The following is a 24,432-nucleotide window of genomic DNA, read 5'->3' as shown; positions in this document are numbered from 1 at the left end:
GCGGGCGACGCTGCTGCGGGCGCCGATGCGGGCGCGGGCGCCGACGAGGATGCCCCGACGGCCGACGGCTGCGCCGCGACGGGCGGCGCGGTCCCGAGGAGCACGGCGGCCGCGGCGAGCGCGATGAGCAGGACGGTGAGGTCGGATGCGCCGCGAGGGCGCCGTGACGAGATCACCCTTGCAGGCTCGGCGCCCCCGGTGAACGGACGGCGTCGCCCGGGTCCGTGTCGGGGGAACGTCGCGTGTCCGTCGCCGGAGGCGCGGCGTCCGTGCCGGCACCGCGCCCGGCGTGCGCCTCAAGCCGGGCGAGGGCGAGGTCGCGGCCGAGTGCGTCAGTCCTCGGCCTCGTCGACGGCCATCTCGTGGAGCGTCAGGAGGCTCTGGACGTAGCGCTCGGCGGTGTCCTCGACGATCTCCAGGTGGTCCGCGGTCGAGACGAGTCCGTTCCCGCGGTTCATCCGGGCCTGCGTCTCCAGGCTGTGCACGTAGCGATCGGCGCCGCCCAGGACCTGGACGTTGTGGTCTTCGACGGAGACGGCGGTCTGGGCATCCTCGGTCTGCGCGCCGCAGGCGGAGAGGACCAGGACGAGCCCGGTCGCGGAGGTGAGGGCGATCAGTTTCTGGGTGGTGCGTGTCGTGTTCATGCCCCGAGGTTCGGACGCGCCGGTATGCATCCGTCGACGCAGCGGTATGCGGTCGGTATGCGTCCTGGCACCCCGGCGTTGACGCCCCGGATCGGGCGTTGGACGATGCGGGCATGGTCATGCGGGTCTTCGGTCCGCTCGCCGTCGAGGGGGCGAAACTCAGTCCGCGGGAGCGGACCGTGCTCGCCGTGCTCGCGCTCGTGCCGGACCGCCCGGTCTCCACCGACGAACTCGCCGATGCGCTCTGGGGCGAACGCCCGCCGGGCACCTGGCCGAAGCAGCTCCAGGCGTCGATCGCCCGCGTGCGCGCCGCGATCGGGCGCGAGAGCGTCGAGACGACTCCCGAGGGCTATGCGCTCCGGATCGACCCCGACTCGATCGACGCCCGGCGCTTCGAGCGGTACGCGCGTGCCGCCCGCGAGCATCTGGCGGACGACCCCGCCCGCAGCCTCGATGCGGCCGATCGCGCCCTCGCGCTCTGGCGCGGCATCCCCTACGCGGATCTCGCGAGCTGGCCGGCGGCCGCCGTCGAGGCGGAGCGGCTGACCGAGGTGCGGATGGACCTCGAGGAGGTCCGCCTCCGGGCCGCGCTGCGGCAGGGCGAGCACTCCTCCGCCGTCGCCGACGCCGAACGGCTCGTCCGCGAAGCGCCGCTGCGGGAGGCGCGGTGGGCGCTGCTCGCGACCGCCCTGTACCGCAGCGGTCGGCAGTCCGACGCGCTCGCCGCGATCCGGGCGGCGCGCACGCGTCTCGCCGACGAGCTCGGCGTCGAGCCCGGCGAGGAGCTCACGGCGCTCGAGGTCGCGGTCCTCCGGCACGACGCCTCCCTCGAGCACACCGCGCTGCCGCCGGCCCCGGCGGAGAGCTGCCCGTACCGCGGCCTGGCGCCGTTCGGCGAGGCGGACGAGGCGGACTTCTTCGGCCGCGACGCCGACGTGGCGGTAGCACTCTCCCGCCTGGCGAACGCCGACTTCCTCGCGGTCTCGGGTGCCTCCGGCAGCGGCAAGTCCTCGCTCGTCCGCGCCGGGATGGTGCCGGCGCTCCGCCGACGCGGCGACCGGGTGCTCGTGCTCGCACCGGGTCGCGACCTCGACCTCCGGCTCCGGGTCGCCACCGAGGGCGCCCGACGGGCCGACGTCGTCGTCGTCGACCAGTTCGAGGAGGTCTTCCACTCCGCCGACGTCGATGCCGGCGCCGCAGCCGCCGCGATCGCCCGCACGGCCGCCGCAGGCGCCACCGTCGTGCTCGTCGTGCGCTCCGACTTCCTCGACGACTGCGCGGCCCTGCCCGAGCTCGCACCGCTCGTGGCGGAGGGCGTGCACCTCGTCGGGCCGATGAGCCCCGCCGCCGAGCGCGCGGCGATCGAGGAGCCCGCCCGCCGCGCGGGTCTGCGCCTCGAACCCGGACTCGTCGAACTGATGCTGCGCGATGCGGTCGGCGAGGCCGGCGCCCTCCCCCACCTCTCCCACGCGCTGGCCGAGACCTGGCTGCGACGCGAGGGCGCCACCTTGACGGTCGCCGGCTACGAGGCATCCGGCGGCATCTCGGGGGCGATCGCCCAGTCGGCCGAGCAGGCGTACGCCGAACTCGCCCCCGAGGACCGGCACGTCTGCCGGGCGATGTTCCTGCGCCTCATCGCTCCCTCGGAGGACGGTGCGCCCGTGCGCCGACGGGTGCCGCTCACGACCCTGCAGACCGACGACGCCCATGCCCGCGTGCTCGCACTGCTCACCGCGCACCGCCTCGTCAGCACCGGCGAGGACGTCGTCGACGTGGCGCACGAGGCCGTCGCGACCGCCTGGCCGCGCCTGCGCACCTGGCTCGCCGAGGATGCCGAGGGCGCGCGGACGATCGCCGCGATCGCCGCGGCGGCCACCGACTGGGATGCCGCGGGCCGCTCCCCCGACGACCTCTACCGGGGCGCCCGCCTCGAGGCGGCCGAGGAATGGCGGGCGAACGCGCCGCGCGACCTCATCCGGCTCGAGCAGGAGTTCCTCGACGCCTCGGTGCGGGAGTCGACCGAGGAGTCGCTGCGGCTGGCCGAACGGGCGCGCCGCGACCGCCGGCAGAACCGGCGGCTGACGGCATTGCTCGCGGCCGCCGGCGTGCTCATCGTGCTGCTCGTCACGGCGGGCACGGCCGTCGTGCAGACCTCCCAGGATGCCCGCACGCAGCGCGACCGGGCGAGCATCGAGGCCCTCGTCGCGACGGCGCTCGCGCTGCGTTCCACCGAGTTGGAGGTCGCCGCCCTCCTCGCCGCGGAGGCGTACCGCCGCGAACCCGACGACCCGCGCACCCGCTCGGGACTGACCGCGGTGCTGCAGGCGGCGGGCGGCCTGCTCGGCAACGCGACCGTCCCCACGGAGGGGCGCATCTTCGGCAGCACGATCCCCGGCCGCGACGGGACGGCGCTCGTCGTCGACGAGGACGGCCCCGACGGCCTCCGGGACACCGTCACCGGCGAACTGCTCGACGAGGTGGACCTCGGCTTCGAGCCGGGACCGGTCGATCTCGGGCCGTACCCCCTCGTCGCCGTGAGCGGAGACGGCCGGATCGGCGCGGTCCTCTGGCCGGCGAAGACCCAGGACCGCGGCGTCACCCGCTACGGCACGTCGCCGCAGTCCGACCTCGTGGCCTTCGACCTCGGCACGGGCGAGCGGGTGCTCGAGCCCCTGCGGCTGCAGGCCGGTACGGGCGCCCTCGCCCTCTCCCAGGATGGCGCGACGATCGCCGTGGCCGACGCCCGCGACGGCAGCACCTGGCTCGTCTCCACCGCGGGCGGCGCCCCGCGCCGGGTCGCCGGTGAGCACCCGGTCGACCTCGATCACGACTCCTCGGTCGCATCCGCCGTGTTCGACGCGGACGGCGATCTGCTCGTCGGACGGCTCGACGACCGCATCGACGTCATCGACCCCGTCGCGGCCCGCGTCGCGGACGTCATCCGCGTACCGGAGTCGACCGCCAACCTCGCGATGGCGCTCGGCCCGTCGGGCGTCGTCGTGGCCTCGGGCGACGCCGGCGTGGTCGCCGTCGATCCCGCGGCCGCGTCGGTGCGCTGGACGAACGGCGACGACGCCGTGACGGCGCCGCCGTGCACCTCCGTCGCGATCGCGGAACCGTGGGGCCGGGCCCTCTGCGGCACGCGGTTCGGCCGCATCACCGCGCTCGACCTCGCGGACGGAGCGCCTCTCGCGGACGCCGGTCTCGGCCCGGTGAACGGCGAGGTGGGCGTGCTCAGCACGAGCGCCGACGGCCTCGTGGTCACCGCGATCAGCACCGACGACCCGGTGCTCTCCCGCTGGCGGCTCGACGGCGACGGGCCCGGCCGCCGGCTCGTGGCGGCCGGGCGGATGCTCGTCGGCGGCTACTCCTTCGAAGGCTCCGGGGTGCTCACCGCGCCGATCGCGACCCGGGCGCCCGAAGACCGGAACAACCCCTGGGCGGATGCGCCGTGGGCGGGCGTCGCCGTGACCGACACCGCCACCGGCGGCACGGGCGCCCCCTTCGACGTCCCCCTCGCCAACGCCGTCTGGGCGCACGGCCGGCGGGTGCTGTTCCGCGACCCCGCCGCGGGAGTCGTCCGCATCGTCTCGGCCGAGACCGGCGAGGACGTCGCCGAGCCGCACTGGGGCCTCGTCGGCGCCTTCACCTCGGCCGAGGACGAGCTGATCCACGCGGTCCGCTTCGACGGCCGGATCCAGGACCTCGACCCCGTCGACGGCTCGAAGGTCGGCGAGCCGTGGGCAGTGCGTGGCGGCGAAGGACCGCAGGGCGGCACGGGGATGCCGCTCTCGCTGGCGGCGGCGCGCGGCAGCGACCTCATCGCCGTGACCGTCCTCGGCGACGGCCAGGACGGCGACCTACTGGAGCGGTTCGCCACGGTGCGCCGCGACGACCACTCGCTCGTGGACCTGCGTTTCGTCGACTTCCGCGAGCACGCGATGGCCGCGGACGGCGAGGTGATCGCGCTCGAGGGCGACCAGATGATCCGCTATGCCCTCGACCCGTTCGAACGGACCGGCTCGATCCCCGGGTCCGCGAGCGCCCTCGCCGCCCCGTCCGTCACCCGGGACGCCGACACCATGGCCGTGACGGCCCTCGACGGCACGGTGCTCATGTTCGACACCGCGACGGGCATCCGCATCGGCGACCCGTTCCGTTCGGACCTCGGCGTGTTCGCCCCCGCAGTCCTCCGATCGGACGGCCTCGAACTCGCCGTGTCGACCGCCGACGGCGTCGTGGTCTGGGATCTCGACCCCGAGCGGCAGCTCGAGGCCGTCTGCCGGCTGGCCGGACGCGGCTTCACGGCGACCGAGCAGCGCACCTACAACGCCGACGGCGACGCCGTATCGAGCGCCTGCGGCTTCGACGGGTGACACGACGGCGGCCCGCCCCGGTCTCCCGGGACGGCCCGCCGCCTCATCGGTTCACCGGACTCGCGTCCGGCTCAGGATGCTCCTCGGCTCAGTAGGCGCCGAGATCCTTCCACGGACCCCACTGGCTCGCGCCGGGCTCCTGGTTGCGGGTCCACCACTGCGCCTTCCACAGGTGTCCGTCGTGCGCGACGACCTCGCCGCCCGTGTAGATCCACGAGTCGGTCCACGCGCCGTACGTGCCCTGGCCGGTCACGACCGGCGCACCGACCTCGGCCCAGGCGCCCCACGGGGTCGCGTCCGGCGAGACGGCCAGCGTCCACCACTGCGCCACGTAGACGGCGCCCTGGTAGAGCACCCGATCGCCCGCCGTGTAGACCTTCCAGCGGTCCCAGGCCGGCTCGGTCGGGACGGGGGCCTCGACGGTCAGCGGGAGGGTCACCGTGGTGCCGGACGGGGCGGCGACGAGCGTGAGCTCGTGCGCACCGGCCGACGTGCCCGCGGGGACGAGTGCGGAGACGTTCGCCGCACCGCCCGCGACCGTGGTCGTGCCGAGCGACACGCCGTCGAGGAACGTCTCGATCGAGGCGTTCTGCGGCGAACCGATGCTCGTCAGGTCGAGACCGGCCACCGGCACGGTGACCGACTCGCCCGCGAGGACGCTCGTCGGCACGGTCGGCACCTGCACGGCCTGACGGGCGAAGTCGGGCTCGAGGCCCGGGTTCGCCTGCAGGTAGGCGATCCACGCGTCGCGGTCGACGAGACCGGTGTCGGTCGCGTTCGTGCCCTGGGTGAAGACGCGGAAGTTGTCGCCGCCCGTCACCAGGAACGAGAACGTGCCGACGCGGTACTCGGCCGACGGGTCGAGCGGCTCGCCGTTCACCGTCACCGACGTGATGTGCGAACCGAGCGGTGCGGCCGGGTCGAACGTGTACGTCACGTTGTCGGAGAGGCCGAGCTGCAGGTACGGCCGGCTCGGGATGGTGCCGTCGGCGTTGGTCTGCCACTGCTGCTCGAGCATCGTCGTGAACTGCGCGCCCGTGAGGGTGGTCGTCCAGAGGTTGTTGACGAAGGGCAGGACCGCGTTCGCCTCGGCGTACGTGATCACGCCGTCGGGCGAGTAGAGCAGTTCGCTCCGCAGTCCGCCGGGGTTGACCACGCCGATCTCGGCGCTGCCGTACTGCTCGGTGTCGAGCGTGTCGAGCAGCGCGTCGGCGACGAGGTCGCCGAGTGCCGACTCCTTCGCGCGGTCGTCGCGTCCCGTCGTGGGCGTCGGGCCGGAGCCCGTGTACTTGCCGTTGACGTAGGAACCGCCCGCGAACGCGGTCGTGATGTCCGCGGTCACCGAACCGACCGGCTGCCGGCCGACCACGTCCGCCGCCGCGATGGCCGCGGTGACGATCGAGTTGACCGCGGCGACCCGCGGGTACGTCGCGATGAGCGTCGCGTCCGCGGTCGTCGTGCGTGCGACGTTCGACTGCGAGTGCGCCGTGACCTCGTCGGTCTCGGGGTCGTACGTCAGCACGACCTTGCCGATGAACTCGCCGTACGAGCCGGTCTGCACGATCGGACGGGTCTCACCGGGCTCGCCGGGCACGGGGCCCTCCCACGCGTACTGCTTGTGGGTGTGTCCGGTGAAGATCGCGTCGACCTCGGCCGAGGTGTCCTCGACGAGCGCCGCGAACGGACCGCCCGCGGCGAGTTCCTCTTCGAGCGTCGCGCCGTCGGGCGTGCCCGCGCTCGCGCCGTCGTGGTACTCGGCGATGATGACGTCGGCCTCGCCGTTCGACTCGTCGCCGTCCGAGAGCTGCGCCGCGACGCGGTTGACGGCCTCGACGGGGTCGCCGAAGTCGATGGTCGCGATGCCGCCCGGGGTCACCAGCGAGGGGGTCTCCTCGGTGACGACGCCGATGACGCCGACGGTGACGCCGCCCATCTCGAGCAGCTCGTACTCCTGCAGGGCGGGAGTGGTCGTGCCGTCGAGGTAGACGTTGGCGCCGAGGTAGGAGAACTCCGCCGCCGGGATGACCCGGTCGGTGAGGTCGGCGAACCCGCGGTCGAACTCGTGGTTGCCGACGGCCGACGTCTCGAGCTCGAGCGCGTTGAGCACGTCGATCGTGGGCTGATCGTCGGCGACGGCGGAGGCGAAGAGCGACGCGCCGATGTTGTCGCCCGCCGAGAGGAGGGCGACGGGACCGGTCGCCGCGGCGCGCTGCGCCTCGACGGTTCCCGCGAACTTCACGGTGTTCGACGCCACGACGCCGTTCGTCGTCGTGGACTCGATGCGGCCGTGGAAGTCGTTGATGTTGAGGAACGTGAGGTCGACCGGCTCGGCGGGCACGTCGCCGGCGCCGAGGCCGACGATCACCGGGTCGTGGTCGCTCGAGCGGAAGGGACCGGGCGCGTAGAAGTTCGTGCCGTGGTAGTTCTCACGGCTGTACTCCAGCGCGATCGACTCCTCGGCGTTGATCTCCCACACGTCGGCGCCAGTCGCCCGCGCGAACGCGGCCTCGTTGAGCAGCACGTGGTCGAGCGAGCCCGACAGGCCCGAGAAGGAGTACGAGTACTGCCCCTCGGCGAGCTCGGCCGCGGCGTCGACGTAGCCGTCCGCGTAGAGCTCCTGGAGCGGGTCCTCCTGCGTGTACGAGTTGAAGTCGCCCACGAGCGCGACGGCGTCGCCCTCGTCGGTGATCCCGTCGATCCACGCGGAGAGCGCCTCGGCCTGCGCGACGCGCGAGGCGTTGGATGCGCCCTGGCCGTCGCCCGAGTCGGCGTCGCCGGGCAGCGGACCGGCCGAGCCCTTGGACTTGAAGTGGTTGACGCTCACGAAGACGGACTCGCCGCCCTCGACGGGAGCGAACTCCTGGCCGATCGGCTCGCGGGCGTTCGAGAACGCCTCGTCGCCGTCGCTCTCCGTGCCGAGGGCGCGCGAGGCGCCGACGGTCTCCACGGCCGCGGGCTGGTAGATCAGGGCGTTCGTGATGGCGTCCTGCAGCGAGACGGCGGGCAGCTCCGAGGAGGAGGGCACGTACGCCCACTTCTCGGACCCGGCAGCCGCGTTGAGCGCGTCGACGAGGGTGTCGAGCGCCTCATCGGCGACGCCGTCGACGGCGGCCGAGTTCTCGATCTCGAGCAGGCCCACCACGTCGGCGTCGAGCGCGTTGATCGCCGCGACGATCTTCTGCTGCTGCTGAGCGAGGTCGCCCGCGTCCCACGCGCCGCGCGGGCCGGTGCCCGGGCAGCTGTTGACCGTGACGCCGTTGCCGGCGCGGTCGTTGTAGGAGGTGCAGCCGGCGGTCTCGGAGCCGAGCGTCGTGAAGTAGTTGAGCACGTTGAACGAGGCGACGGTGACGTCGCCGCCGACCTCGGCCGGGGCCTCGGTGCGGTCGTTCTCGAAGGTCACGGATGCCTCGCCGCCGGCGACGTAGGCCGAGGTCGGGTTGAGCTTCCAGACGTTGTTGCGGAAGTCCACGATGACCGGCTCGTCGAACGTCACGGCCGCGCCGACGCGCACGGGCGCCGTCGTCGAGACGTACGGCGGGGTCAGCCCGCTGTTCGCCGCCGAGAGGAAGTTCGTCGTGGCGCCGTCGTCGAGCACGACCGCCTTGGCGGCGTTGTCGGCGACGACCGCCGTGTACTCGGCGGAGCCGGCGTCGGCGACCTCGGTCGGCTGCAGGAGCGGCGCGGTGCCGAACGCGAGGCCGACCTCGCCGTACTGGTTGGTCGAGTACGTGTTCGAGACGGTGTAGTCGCCGGTCGGTGCCACGAGCATCGACTCGAGCGACTCGCGCTGGGCGTCGGTCGCAGGCCAGGCCACGGATGCCGGCGTCACGGTCGCGGGCTCGGCGAGCACGCTCACGTCGGCGGCCGCCGCGGTGATCTCGGTCAGTCCGTTCCATTCGCTGACGGCGCCGGTGACCTCGACGTGGTCGCCGACCTCGACGAGCGCCGTGGCGGCCGATCCGAAGACGAAGACCGCGTCGGAGGCGGTGTGGGTCGCGAGGTCGAGCGCGCCGCCGGTGCCGGCGGTCTGGATGACGAAGCCGTTGAATCCGCCGGTCGGGTAGGCCGCCGTCACGACGCCCGTCGTGGTGACGGTCTGGCCGGCGAGCGGCGAGGCCGCACCAGTGCCCTGGATCTCGGCGATGGTGACGTCGCCGCCGGGCTCGGGGTCGGTGCCGCCCGAGCCGGCGTTGGTCGGCGACGGAGCGCCGGCCGTGAAGTCGGCCGCGTTGTTCGCGGTGTTGGCGTGCGCGGCGTTGCGCGAGACGGAGTTGGCGTTCGACGGGGCGACGGTGGGGCCGGTGCCCGCGAACGCGTTCGCCGTCGTGCCGAAGCCGACGAAGTCGACGACGCTCGCCGAGGCGGCGCACGAGGCGCCCGCCGTTTGGCCGCAGCTGAGGGGCGTCGTCGTGTTGACGAGGGCGACCTTGCCGGCGGTGCCGCTCATCGCGGTCGTGCCGAGGACGTCGACGGTCGGGAGGTCGAGCGTGCCGCCGGTGCCGAAGCCCTGGCCGACGAGGAAGTGGCCGCCGGCGGGGATGCTGCCGGCGAGCGGGGTCGTGAGGCTCGCGCTGAACGCCCCGGACGCCGAGGCGTACTGCACGGACCAGCCGGCGAGCGAGACGGGGGCGCTGCCCGGGTTGTAGAGCTCGACGAAGTCCTGCTTGTACGTGGCGCCGCTGTTGCCGCCTCCGCCGTAGACCTCGTTGATGATGACGGGCGCGGAGGCGGAGACCGCCGCGAAGGCCGGGATGCCCGAGGCGGCGACACCTCCCAGCGCCAGTGAGACGGCGGCGACGCCGCCGATCAGTGATCTTCCAGTTGGGCGCACAGGGCACACTCCTTCGTCTGGGACGACTGCCGGGCTTTGCACAGCTTCGGCCATCCTGTCGGCTCAGCCGATTCTCAGACAAGGGGGCGGCGTGACGATTCCATGAACATTCCGCCGATCGTCCGGGCCATTTCGCGCAAGCGAGCAGGATGCTCATCCGCGCACCCGGATCCGCTCGTCCGCGCAGCGAAGCGCGCCGGATGTCCGCGCCGACCGCCGTCCGCAGATGCGGAACGGCCCGCCCCGGAAAGATCCGGGACGGGCCGTTCGGGCAGGCGGCGCTCGCGTCGGCGAGCGGGCGCTCGCGTCAGCGAGCGACCTCGCCGTCGGCGTGCGCCGCCCGAAGGCGGCGCACCGAAGACGCAGTGTCGCCGGCTACGACGACGCGCGATGGCGCTCGCGTCAGCGAGCGACCTCGCCGTCGACGTAGTCGTCGTCGTTCGTCTGAGCCCAGGCGAAGAGCTTGCGCAGTTCGCGGCCGGTGACCTCGATGGGGTGCTGCTCGCCCTTGGCGCGCAGCGCGAGGAACTCGGGGGCTCCGGCATCCTGGTCGGCGATGAAGCGGGTCGCGAAGGCGCCCGACTGGATGTCGCCGAGGACCTCCTGCATGTGCTCCTTGACGGACGGGTCGATGACGCGCGGGCCCGACACGTAGTCGCCGTACTCGGCCGTGTCGGAGACCGACCAGCGCTGCTTGGCGATGCCGCCCTCCCACATGAGGTCGACGATGAGCTTGAGCTCGTGGAGCACCTCGAAGTAGGCGATCTCGGGCTGGTAGCCGGCTTCGGTGAGGGTCTCGAAGCCGTACTGGACGAGCTGCGAGACGCCGCCGCAGAGCACGGCCTGCTCGCCGAAGAGGTCGGTCTCGGTCTCCTCGGTGAAGGTCGTCTTGATGACGCCGGCGCGGGTGCCGCCGATGGCCTTCGCGTAGGACTTCGCGAGGTCCCAGGCGGTGCCCGAGGCATCCTGCTCGACGGCGATGATGTCGGGGATGCCGCGGCCGGCGACGAACTCGCGGCGCACGGTGTGGCCCGGGGCCTTCGGGGCGACGAGCACGACGTCGACGCCCGCGGGGGCCTCGATGTAGCCGAAGCGGATGTTGAAGCCGTGGCCGAAGACGAGGGTGTCGCCTTCCTTCAGGTTGTCCTTGACGGACTCCGCGTAGATGTGGCGCTGGAACTGGTCCGGCGCGAGGATGACGACGACGTCGGCCCACGCGGCGGCGTCGGCGACGGAGAGGACCTCGAAGCCCGCCTCGGCGGCCTTCGGCGCCGACTTCGAGCCCTCCTTGAGGCCGATGACGACCTCGACGCCGGAGTCGCGGAGGTTCTGTGCGTGGGCGTGGCCCTGCGAGCCGTAGCCGACGACGGCGACCTTCTTGCTCTGGATGATCGAGAGGTCGGCGTCCTGGTCGTAGTACATCTCAGCCATGAGTGGTGTTCCTGTTCCTATCGGTGTGTGTCTGGTGTCCTGGGGTCTCGATGCGGCGCTGCACGCCGACTCGACCGGCGGAATGGTCAGTTCTTGAAGACGCGCTCGGTGATGGACTTCGGTCCGCGGCCGATCGCGAGCAGGCCCGACTGGGCGATCTCGCGGATGCCGTAGGGCTCGATGACCTTCAGGAACGCGTTGGTCTTGCCGGAGTCGCCGGTGACCTCGATGACGAGGGCGTCGGTGGCGACGTCCACGACGCGGGCGCGGAAGAGGTTGACCGCCTCCAGCACCTGCGAGCGGGTGGTGTTGTCGACGCGGACCTTCACGAGCAGGTGCTCGCGCTGGACCGACTGGTCGGGATCGAGCTCGACGATCTTGATGACGTTGACGAGCTTGTTGAGCTGCTTCGTGACCTGCTCGAGCGGCAGTTCGTCGACGTCGACCGCGACCGTGATGCGGCTGAGGCCGTCGATCTCGGTGTGGCCGACGGCGAGGGACTCGATGTTGAAGCCGCGGCGGGCGAAGAGGCCCGCGACGCGCGTGAGGAGGCCGGGCTTGTCCTCGACGAGGAGGGAGAGCACGTGGGTCGACATCGGTCAGTCCTCCTCGCTGAACGCCGGCGCGTGTTCGCGCGCGTACTTGATCTCGCTGTTCGAGACGCCCTGCGGCACCATCGGCCACACCATCGCGTCCGCCGAGACGACGAAGTCGATGACGACCGGGCGGTCGTTGGTCTCGAGCGCGAGCTTGATCGCGGCATCCACCTCGTCTTCGCGCGTCACGCGGATGCCGAGCGCGCCGTACGCCTCGGCGAGCGTCACGAAGTCGGGGATGCGCACGGTGTCGTGCCCCGTCTGCAGGTCGGTGTTGGAGTAGCGGCCGTCGTAGAAGAGTGTCTGCCACTGCCGCACCATGCCGAGCGACGAGTTGTTGATGATCGCGACCTTGATCGGGATGTCGTTGAGCTTCGCCGTGGCGAGCTCCTGGTTCGTCATCTGGAAGCAGCCGTCGCCGTCGATCGCCCACACGACGCGGTCGGGCTCGGCGACCTTGGCGCCCATCGCGGCCGGGACCGCGTAGCCCATGGTGCCGGCGCCGCCGGAGTTGATCCAGGAGTTGGGGCGCTCGTACTTGATGAACTGCGCCGCCCACATCTGGTGCTGGCCGACGCCCGCGGCGTAGACCGCCTCGGGGCCGGTGAGCTCGCCGATGCGCTGGATCACGTACTGCGGCGCGAGCAGGCCGTCGGTCGTCGGCGCGAAGCCGAGCGGGTACTCGGCGCGCAGCAGGTCGAGCCGGTCCCACCAGGTCGCGAGGGCCGCGCGGCGGTCGGCGTCGCCGACGATGCCGGTGAACGCGGCGTGCAGGTCGACGAGCACGTCCTTGAGGTCGCCCACGATCGGCACGTCGGCGACGCGGATCTTCGAGATCTCCGCCGGGTCGATGTCGACGTGCACGACCTTCGCGTCGGGCGCGAAGAGCTCGGACTTGCCGGTGACCCGGTCGTCGAAGCGGGCGCCGAGGGCGATGAGGAGGTCGGCCTCCTGCAGGGCGAGCACCGCCGGCACCGTGCCGTGCATGCCGGGCATGCCGACGTGCTGCGGGTGCGAGTCGGGGAACGCGCCGCGCGCCATGAGCGTCGTGACGACGGGTGCGCCGGTCGTCTCGGCGAGCTCGAGCAGCTCGGCCGCCGCGCCGGCGCGGATGACGCCGCCGCCGACGTAGAGCACGGGGCGCTCGGCCTGCGCGATGAGCTGCGCCGCGGCCTGCACCTGCTTGCCGTGGGCCTTCGTGATCGGCCGGTAGCCCGGCAGGTCGACCTTCGGCGGCCAGGAGAAGTCGAGCTCGGCCTGCTGGGCGTCCTTGGTGATGTCGACGAGCACCGGGCCGGGGCGGCCCGTGGAGGCGATGTGGTACGCCGCCGCGATCGTCCCCGGGATCTCCGAGGCGTCCTTCACGAGGAAGGAGTGCTTCGTGATCGGCATCGTGATGCCGACGATGTCGGCTTCCTGGAACGCGTCGGTGCCCATGAGCGTCGAGAACACCTGGCCGGTGATCGCGAGCAGCGGCACCGAGTCCATGTGAGCATCGGCGATGGCGGTGACGAGGTTCGTCGCGCCGGGGCCGCTCGTCGCGATCGCGACGCCGACCTTGCCGGTCGACTCCGCGTAGCCCTCGGCCGCGTGGCCGGCGCCCTGCTCGTGGCGCACGAGGATGTGGCGCACGCTCCGGGCGGAGAGCAGCGGGTCGTAGACGGGGAGGATGGCGCCGCCGGGCAGGCCGAAGACGTCGGTCACGCCGAGCGCCTCGAGCGAGCGGACGACGGCTTCGGCGCCGGTCATACGGGCGGCGGCCGGCTTGTTGGCGGGCGGATGGGGCACGGGTCTGGGATCCGTCGACATTCGGTTCCTAACGATGCGATGAGTGATCGTGAGAGGGCGCGGAAAGCCTCAGCCCGTGACCGCGCCCTGGGCGGCGGAACGAACGAGCTTGGAGTACTTCGCGAGGACGCCACGGGTATAGCGCGGAGGAAGCGGCGCCCAGCCGTCGCGGCGGGCTGCCAGCTCGGCCTCGTCGACCAGTAGGTCGAGCGACCGAGCCGCGATATCGACCCGAATCAGATCACCATCGCGCACGAGAGCGACGGGACCTGCGTCCACCGCCTCGGGTGCTATGTGGCCGATGCACAGTCCGGTTGTGCCGCCTGAGAATCGACCGTCCGTCAAGAGTAGTACATCTTTTCCGAGCCCAGCGCCCTTGATGGCGGCCGTGATGGCGAGCATCTCGCGCATGCCGGGGCCGCCCTTGGGGCCTTCGTAGCGGATGACGACGACGTCGCCGTGCTTGATCTCGCCGGCGGTCAGGGCGTCCATCGCGGCGCGCTCGCGCTCGAAGACGCGGGCCGGCCCCTCGAACACCTCGGCGTCGAAGCCGGCCGTCTTCACGACCGCGCCCTCGGGGGCGAGCGTGCCCTTGAGGATCGTGAGGCCGCCGGTCTCGTGGATCGGATTGTCGAGCGTGCGCAGCACCTCGCCGTCGAGCGGCTCGATCTCCATCTCGGCGAGGTTCTCGGCGAGGGTCTTGCCGGTGACCGTGAGGGCGTCGCCGTGGATGAGGCCCGCGTCGAGCAGCGCCTTCATGAGCACGGGCAGGCCGCCGCGGCGGTCGACGTCGTTCATGACGTACTTGCCGAAGGGCTTGAGGTCGCCGATGTGCGGCACCTTCGAGCCGATGCGGTTGAAGTCGTCGAGCGTGAGCTCGACCTCGGCCTCGTGCGCGATCGCGAGCAGGTGCAGCACGATGTTCGTCGAGCCGCCGAGCGCCATGCCGACCGCGATGGCGTTCTCGAACGCCTGCTTGGTGAGGATCTGCCGCGCCGTGATGCCGTGCTTGAGCAGGTTCACGACGGCCTCGCCCGCGCGGTGCGAGTAGTAGTCGCGGCGGCGGTCGGCGGAGGGCGGCGACGCCGAGCCCGGCAGCGAGAGGCCGAGGGCCTCGGCGACGGAGGCCATCGTGTTGGCGGTGTACATGCCGCCGCACGCGCCCTCGCCGGGCGCGAAGGCGCACTCGATGCGCTTGGCGTCGGCCTCGCTCATGGTGCCGGCCTTGACCGCGCCGACCGCCTCGAACGAGTCGATGATCGTGATGTCCTTCTCGGTGCCGTCGGACAGGCGCACCCAGCCGGGGGCGATCGAGCCCGCGTAGACGAAGACCGAGGCGAGGTCGAGGCGGGCCGCGGCCATGAGCATGCCGGGGATCGACTTGTCGCAGCCGGCGAGCAGCACGGAGCCGTCGAGGCGCTCGGCCTGCATGACCGTCTCGACGGAGTCGGCGATGACCTCGCGGGACACGAGCGAGAAGTGCATGCCCTCGTGGCCCATGGAGATGCCGTCGGAGACGGAGACGGTGCCGAACTGCAGCGGGTAGCCGCCGCCGGAGTGCACGCCCTCCTTCGCCGCCTGCGCGAGACGCGCGAGCGAGAGGTTGCAGGGGGTGATCTCGTTCCAGGAGCTCGCGATGCCGATCTGCGGCTTCTCCCAGTCGGCATCGCCCATGCCGACGGCGCGGAGCATCCCGCGGCTGGTCATGGCTTCGATGCCGTCGGTCACAGTGCGCGAGCGCGGCTTCGGGTCGTACGCGGTGGACATGCAGCGAGTCTACGACCGCTGGGATGCCGCCTTTCCCATGGTGACGCCCGAGGGACGCCCGGCGCGCGGCGACGTCGCGCCGCGGCCGGACTCAGCCCTGCTCGGCACGCAGGTCGGCGAGGAGATCGAGCAGCGTCGCGACGTCGTCGACCGACTTCAGCCGGTGCCAGGCGAGCGACTTGCCGACGCCGACCTTGACACCGACGTCGTCGGACTCCAGTGCCGCGAAGGCATCCTCGTCGGTGACGTCGTCGCCCACGTAGAGCACCGCGTCGGCGCCGATGTGCTGGCGGAGCCGGCGCACCGCGTCGCCCTTGTCGGCCGGGCGCACGGCGAACTCGAGCACGTTCTTGCCGTCGCGGACCGTCAAGTGCGGCAGTGCCTCGTGCAGCCGGTTGCGCGCCTCCCGCTGGAGGGCGGCGCCCTCGGCGGGCGGCATCTGCCGCGTGTGCAGTGCGACGCCCGCGGGCTTGCGCTCGGCCCGCGCCCCCTCGACGCCGTCCGCGAGCTCGTCGACGATGCGCTGGAGCTCGGCGAGGTCGGCCAGCTCGGCGTCGAGCAGGTCGAGCGTCGGGCCCTGGTCGTCGAGCTGCAGCTCGACGCCGTGCGAGCCGGAGAGCAGCACGCCGGGCGCGGGGTCGGCGACGCGGCGCAGGCTCTCGAGCGCGCGCCCGGACACGAGCGCGACCCGGGTGTCGGGCAGCTCGGCGAGGCGCTCGATCGCGGCGACGGCGGCCGGGGTGGGCCGCGCGTCCTCGGGGTCGTCGACGTGCGGCGAGAGCGTGCCGTCGAAGTCGAGCGCGACGAGGAGGCGTTCCGCGCCCGCGAGGCGCTGCGCGGCCTCCTGCAGCGGTTCGCTGACGCCGGCGGGGATGACGCCCGCGCCGGTGAGCGCCTCGAGGAACGACGCCGACCAGCGCGCGACATCGTGCTCCGTCACGCGGCGCCGCAGCGCCCGCATCCGCCGCGCCCGCTCCTTCTTCGGCATCTCGACGGCCTCGATGATGGCGTCCTTGAGGCCCTCGATGTCGTGCGGGTTCACGAGCACGGCCTGCTTGAGCTCGTCGCTCGCGCCGGCGAACTCGGAGAGCACGAGCGCGCCGTCGTTGTCGAAGCGGCAGGCGACGTACTCCTTGGCGACGAGGTTCATGCCGTCGCGGAGCGCGGTGACGAGCATGACGTCGGCGGCCAGGTAGAGGGCCGCCATCTCCTCGCGGGGGTACCCGTGGTGGAGGTAGGCGACGGCCTGGTGACCGATGGTCGACTGGTCGCCGTTCAGGCGGCCCACCGTCAGTTCGATCTCGTCGCGGAGCTGCATGTAGGTCTCGACCCGCTCGCGCGACGGGCTCGCGACCTGGATGAGCGTCGCGTGCTCGACTTCGAGCCGCCCCTCGTTGAGCAGCTCGCCGAACGCCTTCAGGCGGTGCCGGATGCCCTTCGTGTAGTCGAGCCGGTCGACGCCGAGGAGGATCGTCTCGGGGTTGCCGAGGCTCTCGCGGATCTGCCGCGCGCGCTCCTGCACGTCGGGTCGGCGGGCGAGCGACTCGAACGCGTTCGCGTCGATCGAGATCGGGAAGGCGCGATGGATGACGCGGCGCACGCCGCCCGCACCGTCGGGCACCTCGATGACGTTGCCGCGGGTCGTGTAGCCGAACAGGCGGCGCACCGCGCGGCCGAAGTTGCCGGCGTCGGCCGTGCGCTGGAACCCGATGACGTCGGCGCCGAGCAGCCCGTCGATGACCTGGCGCCGCCACGGCAGCTGCGAGTAGATGCCGTAGGCGGGGAACGGGATGTGGTCGAAGAAGCCGATCACGAGGTCAGGGCGCGCCTCGCGCAGCATCTTCGGCACGAGCTGCAGCTGGTAGTCCTGCACCCACACGACGGCGCCGCGCGAGGCGACGCGGGCCGCGGCCTCGGCGAAGCGCCGGTTCACACGGACGTACGCGTCCCACCATTCGCGGTGGAAGCTCGGCGGCGCGATGACGTCGTGGTAGAGCGGCCAGAGGGTGTCGTTGGAGAAGCCCTCGTAGTAGTCCTGCACCTCGTCCTCGGACAGCGGGACGGGCACGAGCGTGATGCCGTCGTGCTCGAAGGGGTCGAACTCCTGGTCGGCGACCCCGGCCCAGCCGATCCAGGCGCCGCCCGCTTCGCGCATGACGGGTTCGAGGGCGGTCACGAGCCCGCCGGGCGAGACCTTCCAGCCGTCTGCGCCGTGCTCGTCGACCACATGGTCCACGGGCAGTCGGTTCGACACCACGATGAAGTCGTAGGCGGCGTCGAGATAGAGGTCTTCATGCTCGTTCGGCATCGTCGGCCGAGTCCCCTCCGGCGCAGGATCTCAGAGTCCCTGGCCTTGCTCTGCGTCGGTCCAGGCTATCGCCCCGGCCCGTCGTGCCGCCGACCCTTGCCCCGCGGGCGCCGACGCGCTATCGCGCGCTCGTCGCCCCGGTCGCCGCATCCGTTCGCCATGCGTTCGCCGTGGATCTCGACTCGGAGCGGTGCGGCACGGGTAGGCTCGGTGATCTGATGATTCCCGTCGGCATGAGCACCACGTGCGTCTATCCGCTCGAGCCGGAACCCGCGTTCCGGCTCGCGAAGCTGGCCGGATTCGACGGCCTCGAGATCATGGTCACGAACGAGCCGACGACCCAGGATGCCCGCATCCTGCGCGAGCTCAGCGAGGCCTACGACCTCCCGGTCCTCTCGATCCACGCCCCCGTCCTGCTCCTGACGCACTTCGTCTGGGGCCGGGATCCCGAGATCAAGCTCCAGCGCACGGCCGAGCTCGCGCGCGACACGGGCGCCAGCACCGTCGTGGTGCACCCGCCGTTCCGCTGGCAGGCGGGCTACGCCACGCAGTTCCTCGACATCGTGCGGCGCATCTCGACCGACTCCGGCGTCGAGATCGCCGTCGAGAACATGTTCCCGTGGCGTGCGGCGGGCAAGAACCTCAAGGCCTACTCCCCCGGTTGGGACCCCCGGGTCATGGACTGCGACGCCGTCACCCTCGACTGCTCGCACGCCGCCCTCTCGGGCGTGAACAGCATGGACTTCGTGCGCGACCTCGGGTCGAGGCTGCGCCACATCCACCTCTGCGACGGCTCCGGGCCGATCGGCGAGGGGCAGATCTTCGACGAGCACCTGCTGCCCGGCCACGGCAACGAACCCGTCGCCGAAGTGCTCGAGACGCTCGCCGCCCGCGGCTGGGACGGCCAGATCGTCGCCGAGATCAACACCCGCAAGGCCAAGAGCGAGGCCGAGCGCCTCGACCTGCTGCGCGAGACCGTCGAGTTCGCCCGCCGCCACACCGCGGCCGCGCGGGCGCCGCAGCGTCCGTCGGCCTACGCGACCGACTCGCTGCGCCCCGGCGCCGCGGAGTAGCTGCCGCTCCGCTGGTCGAGTCGGCGCGCCAGCGCCGTATCGAGCCCCCGCAGGATGCGGCTCCCGGCCCAGGAGGTCGGCTTGCGGGGTCTCGAGACGCTCCTGCGTCGCTCCTCGACCGACGAGACGGCGCGCAGCGCCGCGGAGTAGCTGCCGCTCCGCTGGTCGAGTAGGCGCGCCAGCGCCGTATCGAGACCCCGCAGTATGCGGCGCCCGGTCCGGGAGGTCGGCTTGCGGGGTCTCGAGACGCTCCTGCGTCGCTCCTCGACCGACGAGACGGCCGGCTTGCGGGGTCTCGAGACGCTCCTACGTCGCTCCTCGACCGACGAGACAGTCGGCTTGCGGGGTCTCGAGACGCGACTGCGTCGCTCCTCGACCGACGGAAGTCGCCCGCAGCGCCGCAAGTCGACTGCCCGGAGGATTTGTCCCCGGCTCGTGTGCGGTCGGGAGACTTCCTCGCCGTCGCGAGGTGTCGCGGATCGCTTGCATTCGTGTCGCGTATCGCCGACCCGCGTGATCGCAGAACGCGACAGCGCGAGAACGCGGAACTCCTCGGCCGGCCGCGCCCCGCCGTCGCCGGCCTATTCGGCCAGGGGCGCGAATGCGAGCGAGCGGATGCCGCGCTGCCGGGAGACCGCGAGCAGCGTGCCGACCGCGCCGATCGCCCCGAAGAGCACGAGCACGAGCGCCGGGCCCGCGACCGCGGCGCCGCCCGTGCCGGCGATGATCGCCTGCATCCCCGCGACGCCCCACGTGAGCGGCAGCAACGGGCTGATCGCCTGGAACGGGCCCGACACGATCTCGATCGGGTAGAGCCCGCCCGCGCTCGTGAGCTGCACGGTGACGAGCAGCAGCGAGGCGATGAGGCCGAACTTGCCGAGCGCCGTGCGGAGGAGCACGTGCAGCGCCGTGAACGAGAGGGCTGTGAGCATCGCGAACGGCAGCGTCGCGCCGACGGCCGACCACGGCACGCCCATCGCGAGGTGCAGCAGCGCGGTGACGACGACGGCCTGTCCGAGGCCGACGAGCCCGGCGCGCAGCAGCGCGCGGCCCGCGATGCGGCCGGTCGACGCCGTCGACGCGAGGGCGGCGGCGGTCACCGGACGGTACGCGAGCACGAGGGCGAGTGCGCCGAGCCAGAGGCCGACGGGCACGAAGAGCATCCCGATGACCTCGCCGAGCGAGCCGATCTCATTGTCGCGCTCGGTCGTCGCGCCCACCGGGTCGGCGAGGACGGCGGCCGTCTCGTCGTTCAAGGAGTCGAGTGCCTTCGCACTCTCCGCGCCGTCGGCGAGGCCGTCGGCGAGCTGCGTCGCCCCGCCCTCGAGCTCGCCCGCGCCGTCGGCGGCGTCCTGCGCGCCCGTCGCGAGGGTGTCGAGTCCGCCCGCGAGCTCGGCCGTGCCGCCCGCGAGGCCGGAGGCGCCCGACTCGAGCGCGACGGAACCGGAGGCGAGCTGCCCGGCACCGGCAGCGAACGCGGCAACGCCGTCGCGGATGCCGGGCGAGCCCGCGGACACCTCGGCGAGGCCCCCGCTCAGCTGGGAGACCGCGCCCTTCACGCCGCCGAGCGTGGAACGGGTCTGCGTCGCCAGCGTCGTGCCGGCCGCCTGCAGCTGGTCGACGCCGGTGCGCGCGGCGGCGACCTGGTCGGCGATCTCCTGCAACTCGGGGTACTCGGCGACGAGATCGCGGTTGGCCGCGATCCAGGCGTCGAACTCGTCGGCGGCGGGGCCGACGTACGTCTCGACCTGGGCGAGCCCGCCGTTGATCGTGCCGGTGTACTGCTCGACGCCGCTCGAGAGCGCGTCGAGCCCGCCGGTCGCCGGATCGTTGACGCCGGCATCCAGCTGCGCGAGCCCCGCGGCGATGCCGTCGACGCCGCCCGTGTACTCGGCGACGCCCGGCGCGTAGGCCGACAGTCCGGCCGAGAGCCGGTCGACGCCGTCGGTGTACTGCGAGATGCCGCCCGAGAGCTGCGTCGCGCCCGATGAGAGGGCGTCGGCGCCGTCGGCGGACTGCACGGCGCCGTCGGCGAGCTGCCCCAGCCCGTCGGCGACCTGCGTGACGCCGCTCGAGAGTTGCGCGGCGCCGTCGGCCGCGTCGCCGAGCTGCCCGCCGAGCGCGGCGAGGTTGCCGTAGAAGCCCTGCAGGTAGGTCTCGGTGAGCTGCTGGCCGAAGGCCGCCGTCATCGACGTGCCGATCGACTGCACGACCGACCCGGCGAGGTAGCCGTGCGCGTCGTCGGTGCGGATCGAGAGGTCGGCGCGCTGCGGCTCCGCCCCCGACATCGAGAGCACCGACTCCGAGAAGTCGGCGGGGATCGTCAGCACCGCGTACGCCGTGCCGTCCTCGAGCGCCTCGGCTGCGCCCGCGTCGTTCGAGATCGTCCAGTCGAAGCCCGCGGCCTCGTCGTCCGACGCGCCGGTGAGCTCGGTCACGAGGAGACGTCCGGCGAGCACCGGGGTCTCGTTGCCGTCGGCGTCGGTCGTGGTCTGCATGACGTCGTTGTTGACGACGATCGCGGGGATGCGCTGCGTCGTCCCGGCGCCGCCGAGCGCGCCCGAGACGAACCCGGCGACCGCGAGCGGCACGAGGAGCACGAGCGCGAGCAGGGCGATGAGGCGACCGCGACGGCCGCCGGGGGTGCGGCCGAGCAGGCGTTCGAAGCGGGGGTTCATCGGGCTTCCTCTCCGGTGTTCGCCGCGGCGGGTTCGGCCGGGGCGACGGGGGCGACGGCGGGTGCGGGGCTCGCCGCCCCGGTGAGCACGAGGGGCGCATCGTGCGCCTCGGCGGGCGCGGGGACGACGACGTCCGCGGCGGCGGCGCCCGCGGGCACGAGCAGCACGACGGGCACGTCCTCGGCGATAATGCCGAGCATCGACGCGAGACGGTCGATGCCGGGGGCCGCTGCGTCGCCGGCGTCGACGACGAGCATCCCGGGCTCCTCGGCGAGCGCGGCGGCCGCGATCACGGCGGCGCGCGAGAGGGGGTCGAGCGCGGCGAGCGGCGCATCCGGGAGGATGGCGCGATCGTCGGCGGCGAGCCGGGCGCGACCCAGCATCCGTTCGATGGCCGCGGGCGCCGGGGCGAGCCGCCAGACCGGCGCGGCGGCGTCGAGGCGGGCTGCGACGACCTCCCCGGCGGTGACCCCGGCCCCGGCCGAGCCGCTGAGCTCGGCGACGGCGACACGGCGCAGCACGGCGCGCGCGTCGCTCGGGAGCGGGCGGCCGAGCACCTGGGCGCGACCGGCGACGAGGGGCAGTCGACCGGCGAGGGTCGCGGCGAGGATACGCCGTTCGGCGGCATCCGCGCCGAGCACGAGCGTGCCGCCGGGCAGTTCGAGGTCGACGGGCCCGAAGCGGGCGTCCTCGCGGCCGAACTCCGCGCCCTCGAGCGTGAGGGCCGCATCGCGGGAATGCGCCCAACGGGCATCCTCGAGATGACGGCGCAGGCCCGCGCCCTCGATGTCGACATCGGGCAGGATGCGGCCGAGCCACCTCGGCAGCCACCAGGCGCCGCGGCCGGCGAGCGCCATCGCGGCCGGCACGAGCGTCATGCGCACGAGGAAGGCGTCGAAGGCGACGCCGACTGCGAGCGCGAAGGCGATGCCCTTGATCGGGCCCGCGCCCTCCGGCACGAATGCGGCGAAGACGAAGAACATGATGAGCGCGGCGGCGGTGACGACGCGGGCGGAGTGCTGGAAGCCGTGGCGCACCGCGCGGTCGGGATCGCGCGAGTGCACGAACTCCTCGCGCATGCCGGAGACGAGGAACACTTCGTAGTCCATCGCGAGGCCGAACAGCACGGCCATGAGCAGGATCGGCAGGAACGAGAGGATCGGCCCGGGCTCCAGATGCAGCACGTCGGCGAACCAGCCCCACTGGAAGGCGGCGACGGTCGCGCCGATCGCGCCGAACGCGGAGAGCAGGAAGCCGACGGCGGCCTTGATCGGCACGAACACCGACCGGAACACCATCATGAGCAGGATGACCGAGAGCCCGACGACGATGAGGGCGAAGGGCACGATCGCCTCGTCGAGCCGGTTGGAGATGTCGATCGCGACGGCGGTGTAGCCGGTCACGGCGAGCGGGATGCCGTACTCGTCCTCGAGCGACGGGGCGAGTTCGCGCAGGTCCTCGACGATCGCCTTCGTCTCGGTCGAGTTCGGCGCCGACTCCGGGATGACCTGGAAGACCGCGGTGTCGACGGCCGGGTTCGGCAGTCCCTGGCCCACGTACACGAGGCCGTCGACCTGCTCGAGGTCGCTGCGGATCGACGCGAGGTCGCCGATCGGATCGGTCGACTGCGTGATGTCGGCGGTGATGATGAGCGGCCCGTTGTAGCCGGGGCCGAAGCCCTCGTCGATGAGGTCGTACGCCTCGCGGGGGCTCGAGCCGGCCTCGCCGTTGGAGAGCGGGAGGTTCAGGTCGAGGTCGAGCGCGGGCAGCGCGGCGGTGCCGAGCACGCCGACGACGAGCACGAGCGGCACGACGGGGGCCTTGAGCACGAGGTCGACCCAGCGGCGTCCCATGGTCTTCTTCGGGGCGTCGTCGTCCGCGAGCGCGCGCCTGGCGGCGCGGCTGCCGGGCTTCGGGGTGAGGCGTCCCTTCGCGAGGCCGAGGATCGCCGGGAGCAGGGTCACGGCGCCGAGCACGGCGATCGCGACGGCGAACGCGGCGCCCACGCCCATGACCGAGAGGAACGGGATGCCCACGACGAGCAGTCCGAGCAGTGCGATGACGACGGTGAGGCCGGCGAAGACGACCGCGCCGCCCGAGGTGGCGACAGCCTCGGCCGCCGATTCCTCGGGGTCGGCGCCGCGCGCGAGCTGGTTGCGGTGGCGCGACACGATGAACAGGGCGTAGTCGATGCCGACCGCGAGGCCGATCATGACGGCGAGCATCGGCGCCGTCGAGGAGACCGTGGTGAAGGCCGCGGCGATCGAGAGCACGCCGAAGCTCGCGCCGACGCCGACGATGGCCGTCAGGAGCGGCATCCCGGCGGCCAGCAGCGAGCCGAACGTGACGATGAGCACGACGGCGGCGAACACGACGCCGAAGACCTCGGTGACGGTGAGGCCGAAGGTCGTCTCCTGGAAGACGTCGCCGCCGTAGGCGACCACGAGACCGGCGTCCTCGGCGACCGGCGCGGTGGCCTGGACGGCCGCGATGACCTCCGGGGTGACGTCGGTGCCCTTGCCGTCGAACTGCACCTGCACGTAGGCGGTGCGTCCGTCGGCCGAGATCTGGTCGCCCGCGTACTCGTCGAAGGGGCTCAGCACGTTCGCGACCCCGTCGACGTCGCGCAGCTCGTCGGCGAGCTCCTCGATGGCGCCCGCGTACGGCTCGTCCTCGACGTCGGCGCCCTCGGGCGCCTGCACGACGGCTTTGGCCGACGCGCCCGCGGTCTCGGGGAAGACGGCGGCGAGCTGGTCGATCGCCTCCTGCGACTCGGTGCCGGGGATCGTGAACGACTCCTGGAGCTGGCCGCCGAGCGCGATGCCGCCCCCGAGCAGGCCCGCGAGGATCACGACCCACGCGACGATGACGAGCCGCGCACGGCGGTAGGCGAAGCGGCCGAGGCGGTGGAGGAGCTGAGCCATGGGGAGCTTTCGGTTC

General features: G+C 72.7%; 11 protein-coding genes. 2 read left to right on the top strand and 9 right to left on the bottom strand.

Features of this window, described 5'->3' with window-relative positions; translation table 11 throughout:
• Positions 1-332: 332 nt before the first annotated feature.
• Positions 333-644 (bottom strand): hypothetical protein, encoded by a 312-nt coding sequence (locus GB864_RS06885; protein ID WP_160423607.1) that lies wholly within the window; start codon positions 642-644, stop codon positions 333-335.
• Positions 645-757: 113 nt separating this feature from the next.
• Between GB864_RS06885 and GB864_RS06880 the strand changes: the two genes are divergently transcribed.
• The gene (locus GB864_RS06880) at positions 758-5,020 is read left to right on the top strand and encodes an nSTAND1 domain-containing NTPase (protein WP_160423606.1); all 4,263 of its coding nucleotides are present in this window, start codon (positions 758-760) and stop codon (positions 5,018-5,020) included.
• 88 nt (positions 5,021-5,108) lie between these two features.
• Here the strand turns inward: GB864_RS06880 and GB864_RS06875 are convergent, their stop codons facing one another.
• The 6 genes from GB864_RS06875 to GB864_RS06850 all read right to left on the bottom strand — a co-directional run bounded on the left by GB864_RS06875 (position 5,109) and on the right by GB864_RS06850 (position 17,741).
• On the bottom strand, positions 5,109-9,860 hold the full coding sequence (locus GB864_RS06875; protein ID WP_419672775.1) for an ExeM/NucH family extracellular endonuclease: 4,752 nt from the start codon (positions 9,858-9,860) through the stop codon (positions 5,109-5,111).
• A gap of 393 nt (positions 9,861-10,253) precedes the next feature.
• Positions 10,254-11,282, bottom strand: coding sequence for a ketol-acid reductoisomerase (gene ilvC / locus GB864_RS06870; RefSeq protein ID WP_160423604.1), 1,029 nt, complete (start codon positions 11,280-11,282; stop codon positions 10,254-10,256).
• Between the two features lie 86 nt (positions 11,283-11,368).
• Complete coding sequence (gene ilvN / locus GB864_RS06865) at positions 11,369-11,878, bottom strand: acetolactate synthase small subunit (RefSeq protein WP_160423603.1); 510 nt, start codon at positions 11,876-11,878, stop codon at positions 11,369-11,371.
• 3 nt (positions 11,879-11,881) lie between these two features.
• Positions 11,882-13,687, bottom strand: coding sequence for an acetolactate synthase large subunit (locus GB864_RS06860; RefSeq protein ID WP_160423602.1), 1,806 nt, complete (start codon positions 13,685-13,687; stop codon positions 11,882-11,884).
• Between the two features lie 48 nt (positions 13,688-13,735).
• On the bottom strand, positions 13,736-15,433 hold the full coding sequence (gene ilvD, locus GB864_RS06855; RefSeq protein WP_160423601.1) for a dihydroxy-acid dehydratase: 1,698 nt from the start codon (positions 15,431-15,433) through the stop codon (positions 13,736-13,738).
• Positions 15,434-15,524: 91 nt separating this feature from the next.
• A complete protein-coding gene (locus tag GB864_RS06850; RefSeq protein ID WP_202107030.1) occupies positions 15,525-17,741 on the bottom strand; it encodes a bifunctional alpha,alpha-trehalose-phosphate synthase (UDP-forming)/trehalose-phosphatase in 2,217 nt (738 codons plus the stop codon).
• Positions 17,742-17,974: 233 nt separating this feature from the next.
• On the opposite strand from GB864_RS06850, the gene GB864_RS06845 reads away from it, so the two are divergent.
• Positions 17,975-18,814 carry a sugar phosphate isomerase/epimerase family protein gene (locus GB864_RS06845; protein ID WP_419672774.1) on the top strand — a complete coding sequence of 280 codons (840 nt, stop codon included), beginning with the start codon at positions 17,975-17,977 and terminating at the stop codon, positions 18,812-18,814.
• A gap of 581 nt (positions 18,815-19,395) precedes the next feature.
• On the opposite strand, the gene GB864_RS06840 is transcribed toward GB864_RS06845, so the two are convergent.
• Complete coding sequence (locus tag GB864_RS06840) at positions 19,396-21,492, bottom strand: YhgE/Pip family protein (protein ID WP_160423599.1); 2,097 nt, start codon at positions 21,490-21,492, stop codon at positions 19,396-19,398.
• Positions 21,489-24,416: an MMPL family transporter gene (locus tag GB864_RS06835; protein ID WP_160423598.1), complete on the bottom strand. Its 2,928-nt coding sequence runs from the start codon at positions 24,414-24,416 to the stop codon at positions 21,489-21,491. The genes GB864_RS06840 and GB864_RS06835 overlap by 4 nt, the downstream gene beginning before the upstream one ends.
• Positions 24,417-24,432 lie beyond the last annotated feature (16 nt).

This window comes from Agromyces seonyuensis, from assembly GCF_009789225.1.
Taxonomy (GTDB): Bacteria; Actinomycetota; Actinomycetes; order Actinomycetales; family Microbacteriaceae; genus Agromyces; species Agromyces seonyuensis.
This window is presented reverse-complemented; position numbering and strand designations above follow the sequence as displayed.

Excerpts from the sequence above, each read along its gene's own strand:
- GB864_RS06885 (WP_160423607.1), bottom strand. The coding sequence starts at position 644 with ATGAACACGACACGCACCACCCAGAAACTGATCGCCCTCACCTCCGCG.
- GB864_RS06880 (WP_160423606.1), top strand. The coding sequence starts at position 758 with ATGGTCATGCGGGTCTTCGGTCCGCTCGCCGTCGAGGGGGCGAAACTC.
- ilvC (WP_160423604.1), bottom strand. The coding sequence starts at position 11,282 with ATGGCTGAGATGTACTACGACCAGGACGCCGACCTCTCGATCATCCAG.
- ilvN (WP_160423603.1), bottom strand. The coding sequence starts at position 11,878 with ATGTCGACCCACGTGCTCTCCCTCCTCGTCGAGGACAAGCCCGGCCTC.
- GB864_RS06860 (WP_160423602.1), bottom strand. The coding sequence starts at position 13,687 with ATGTCGACGGATCCCAGACCCGTGCCCCATCCGCCCGCCAACAAGCCG.
- ilvD (WP_160423601.1), bottom strand. The coding sequence starts at position 15,433 with ATGTCCACCGCGTACGACCCGAAGCCGCGCTCGCGCACTGTGACCGAC.
- GB864_RS06850 (WP_202107030.1), bottom strand. The coding sequence starts at position 17,741 with ATGCCGAACGAGCATGAAGACCTCTATCTCGACGCCGCCTACGACTTC.
- GB864_RS06845 (WP_419672774.1), top strand. The coding sequence starts at position 17,975 with ATGAGCACCACGTGCGTCTATCCGCTCGAGCCGGAACCCGCGTTCCGG.
- GB864_RS06840 (WP_160423599.1), bottom strand. The coding sequence starts at position 21,492 with ATGAACCCCCGCTTCGAACGCCTGCTCGGCCGCACCCCCGGCGGCCGT.
- GB864_RS06835 (WP_160423598.1), bottom strand. The coding sequence starts at position 24,416 with ATGGCTCAGCTCCTCCACCGCCTCGGCCGCTTCGCCTACCGCCGTGCG.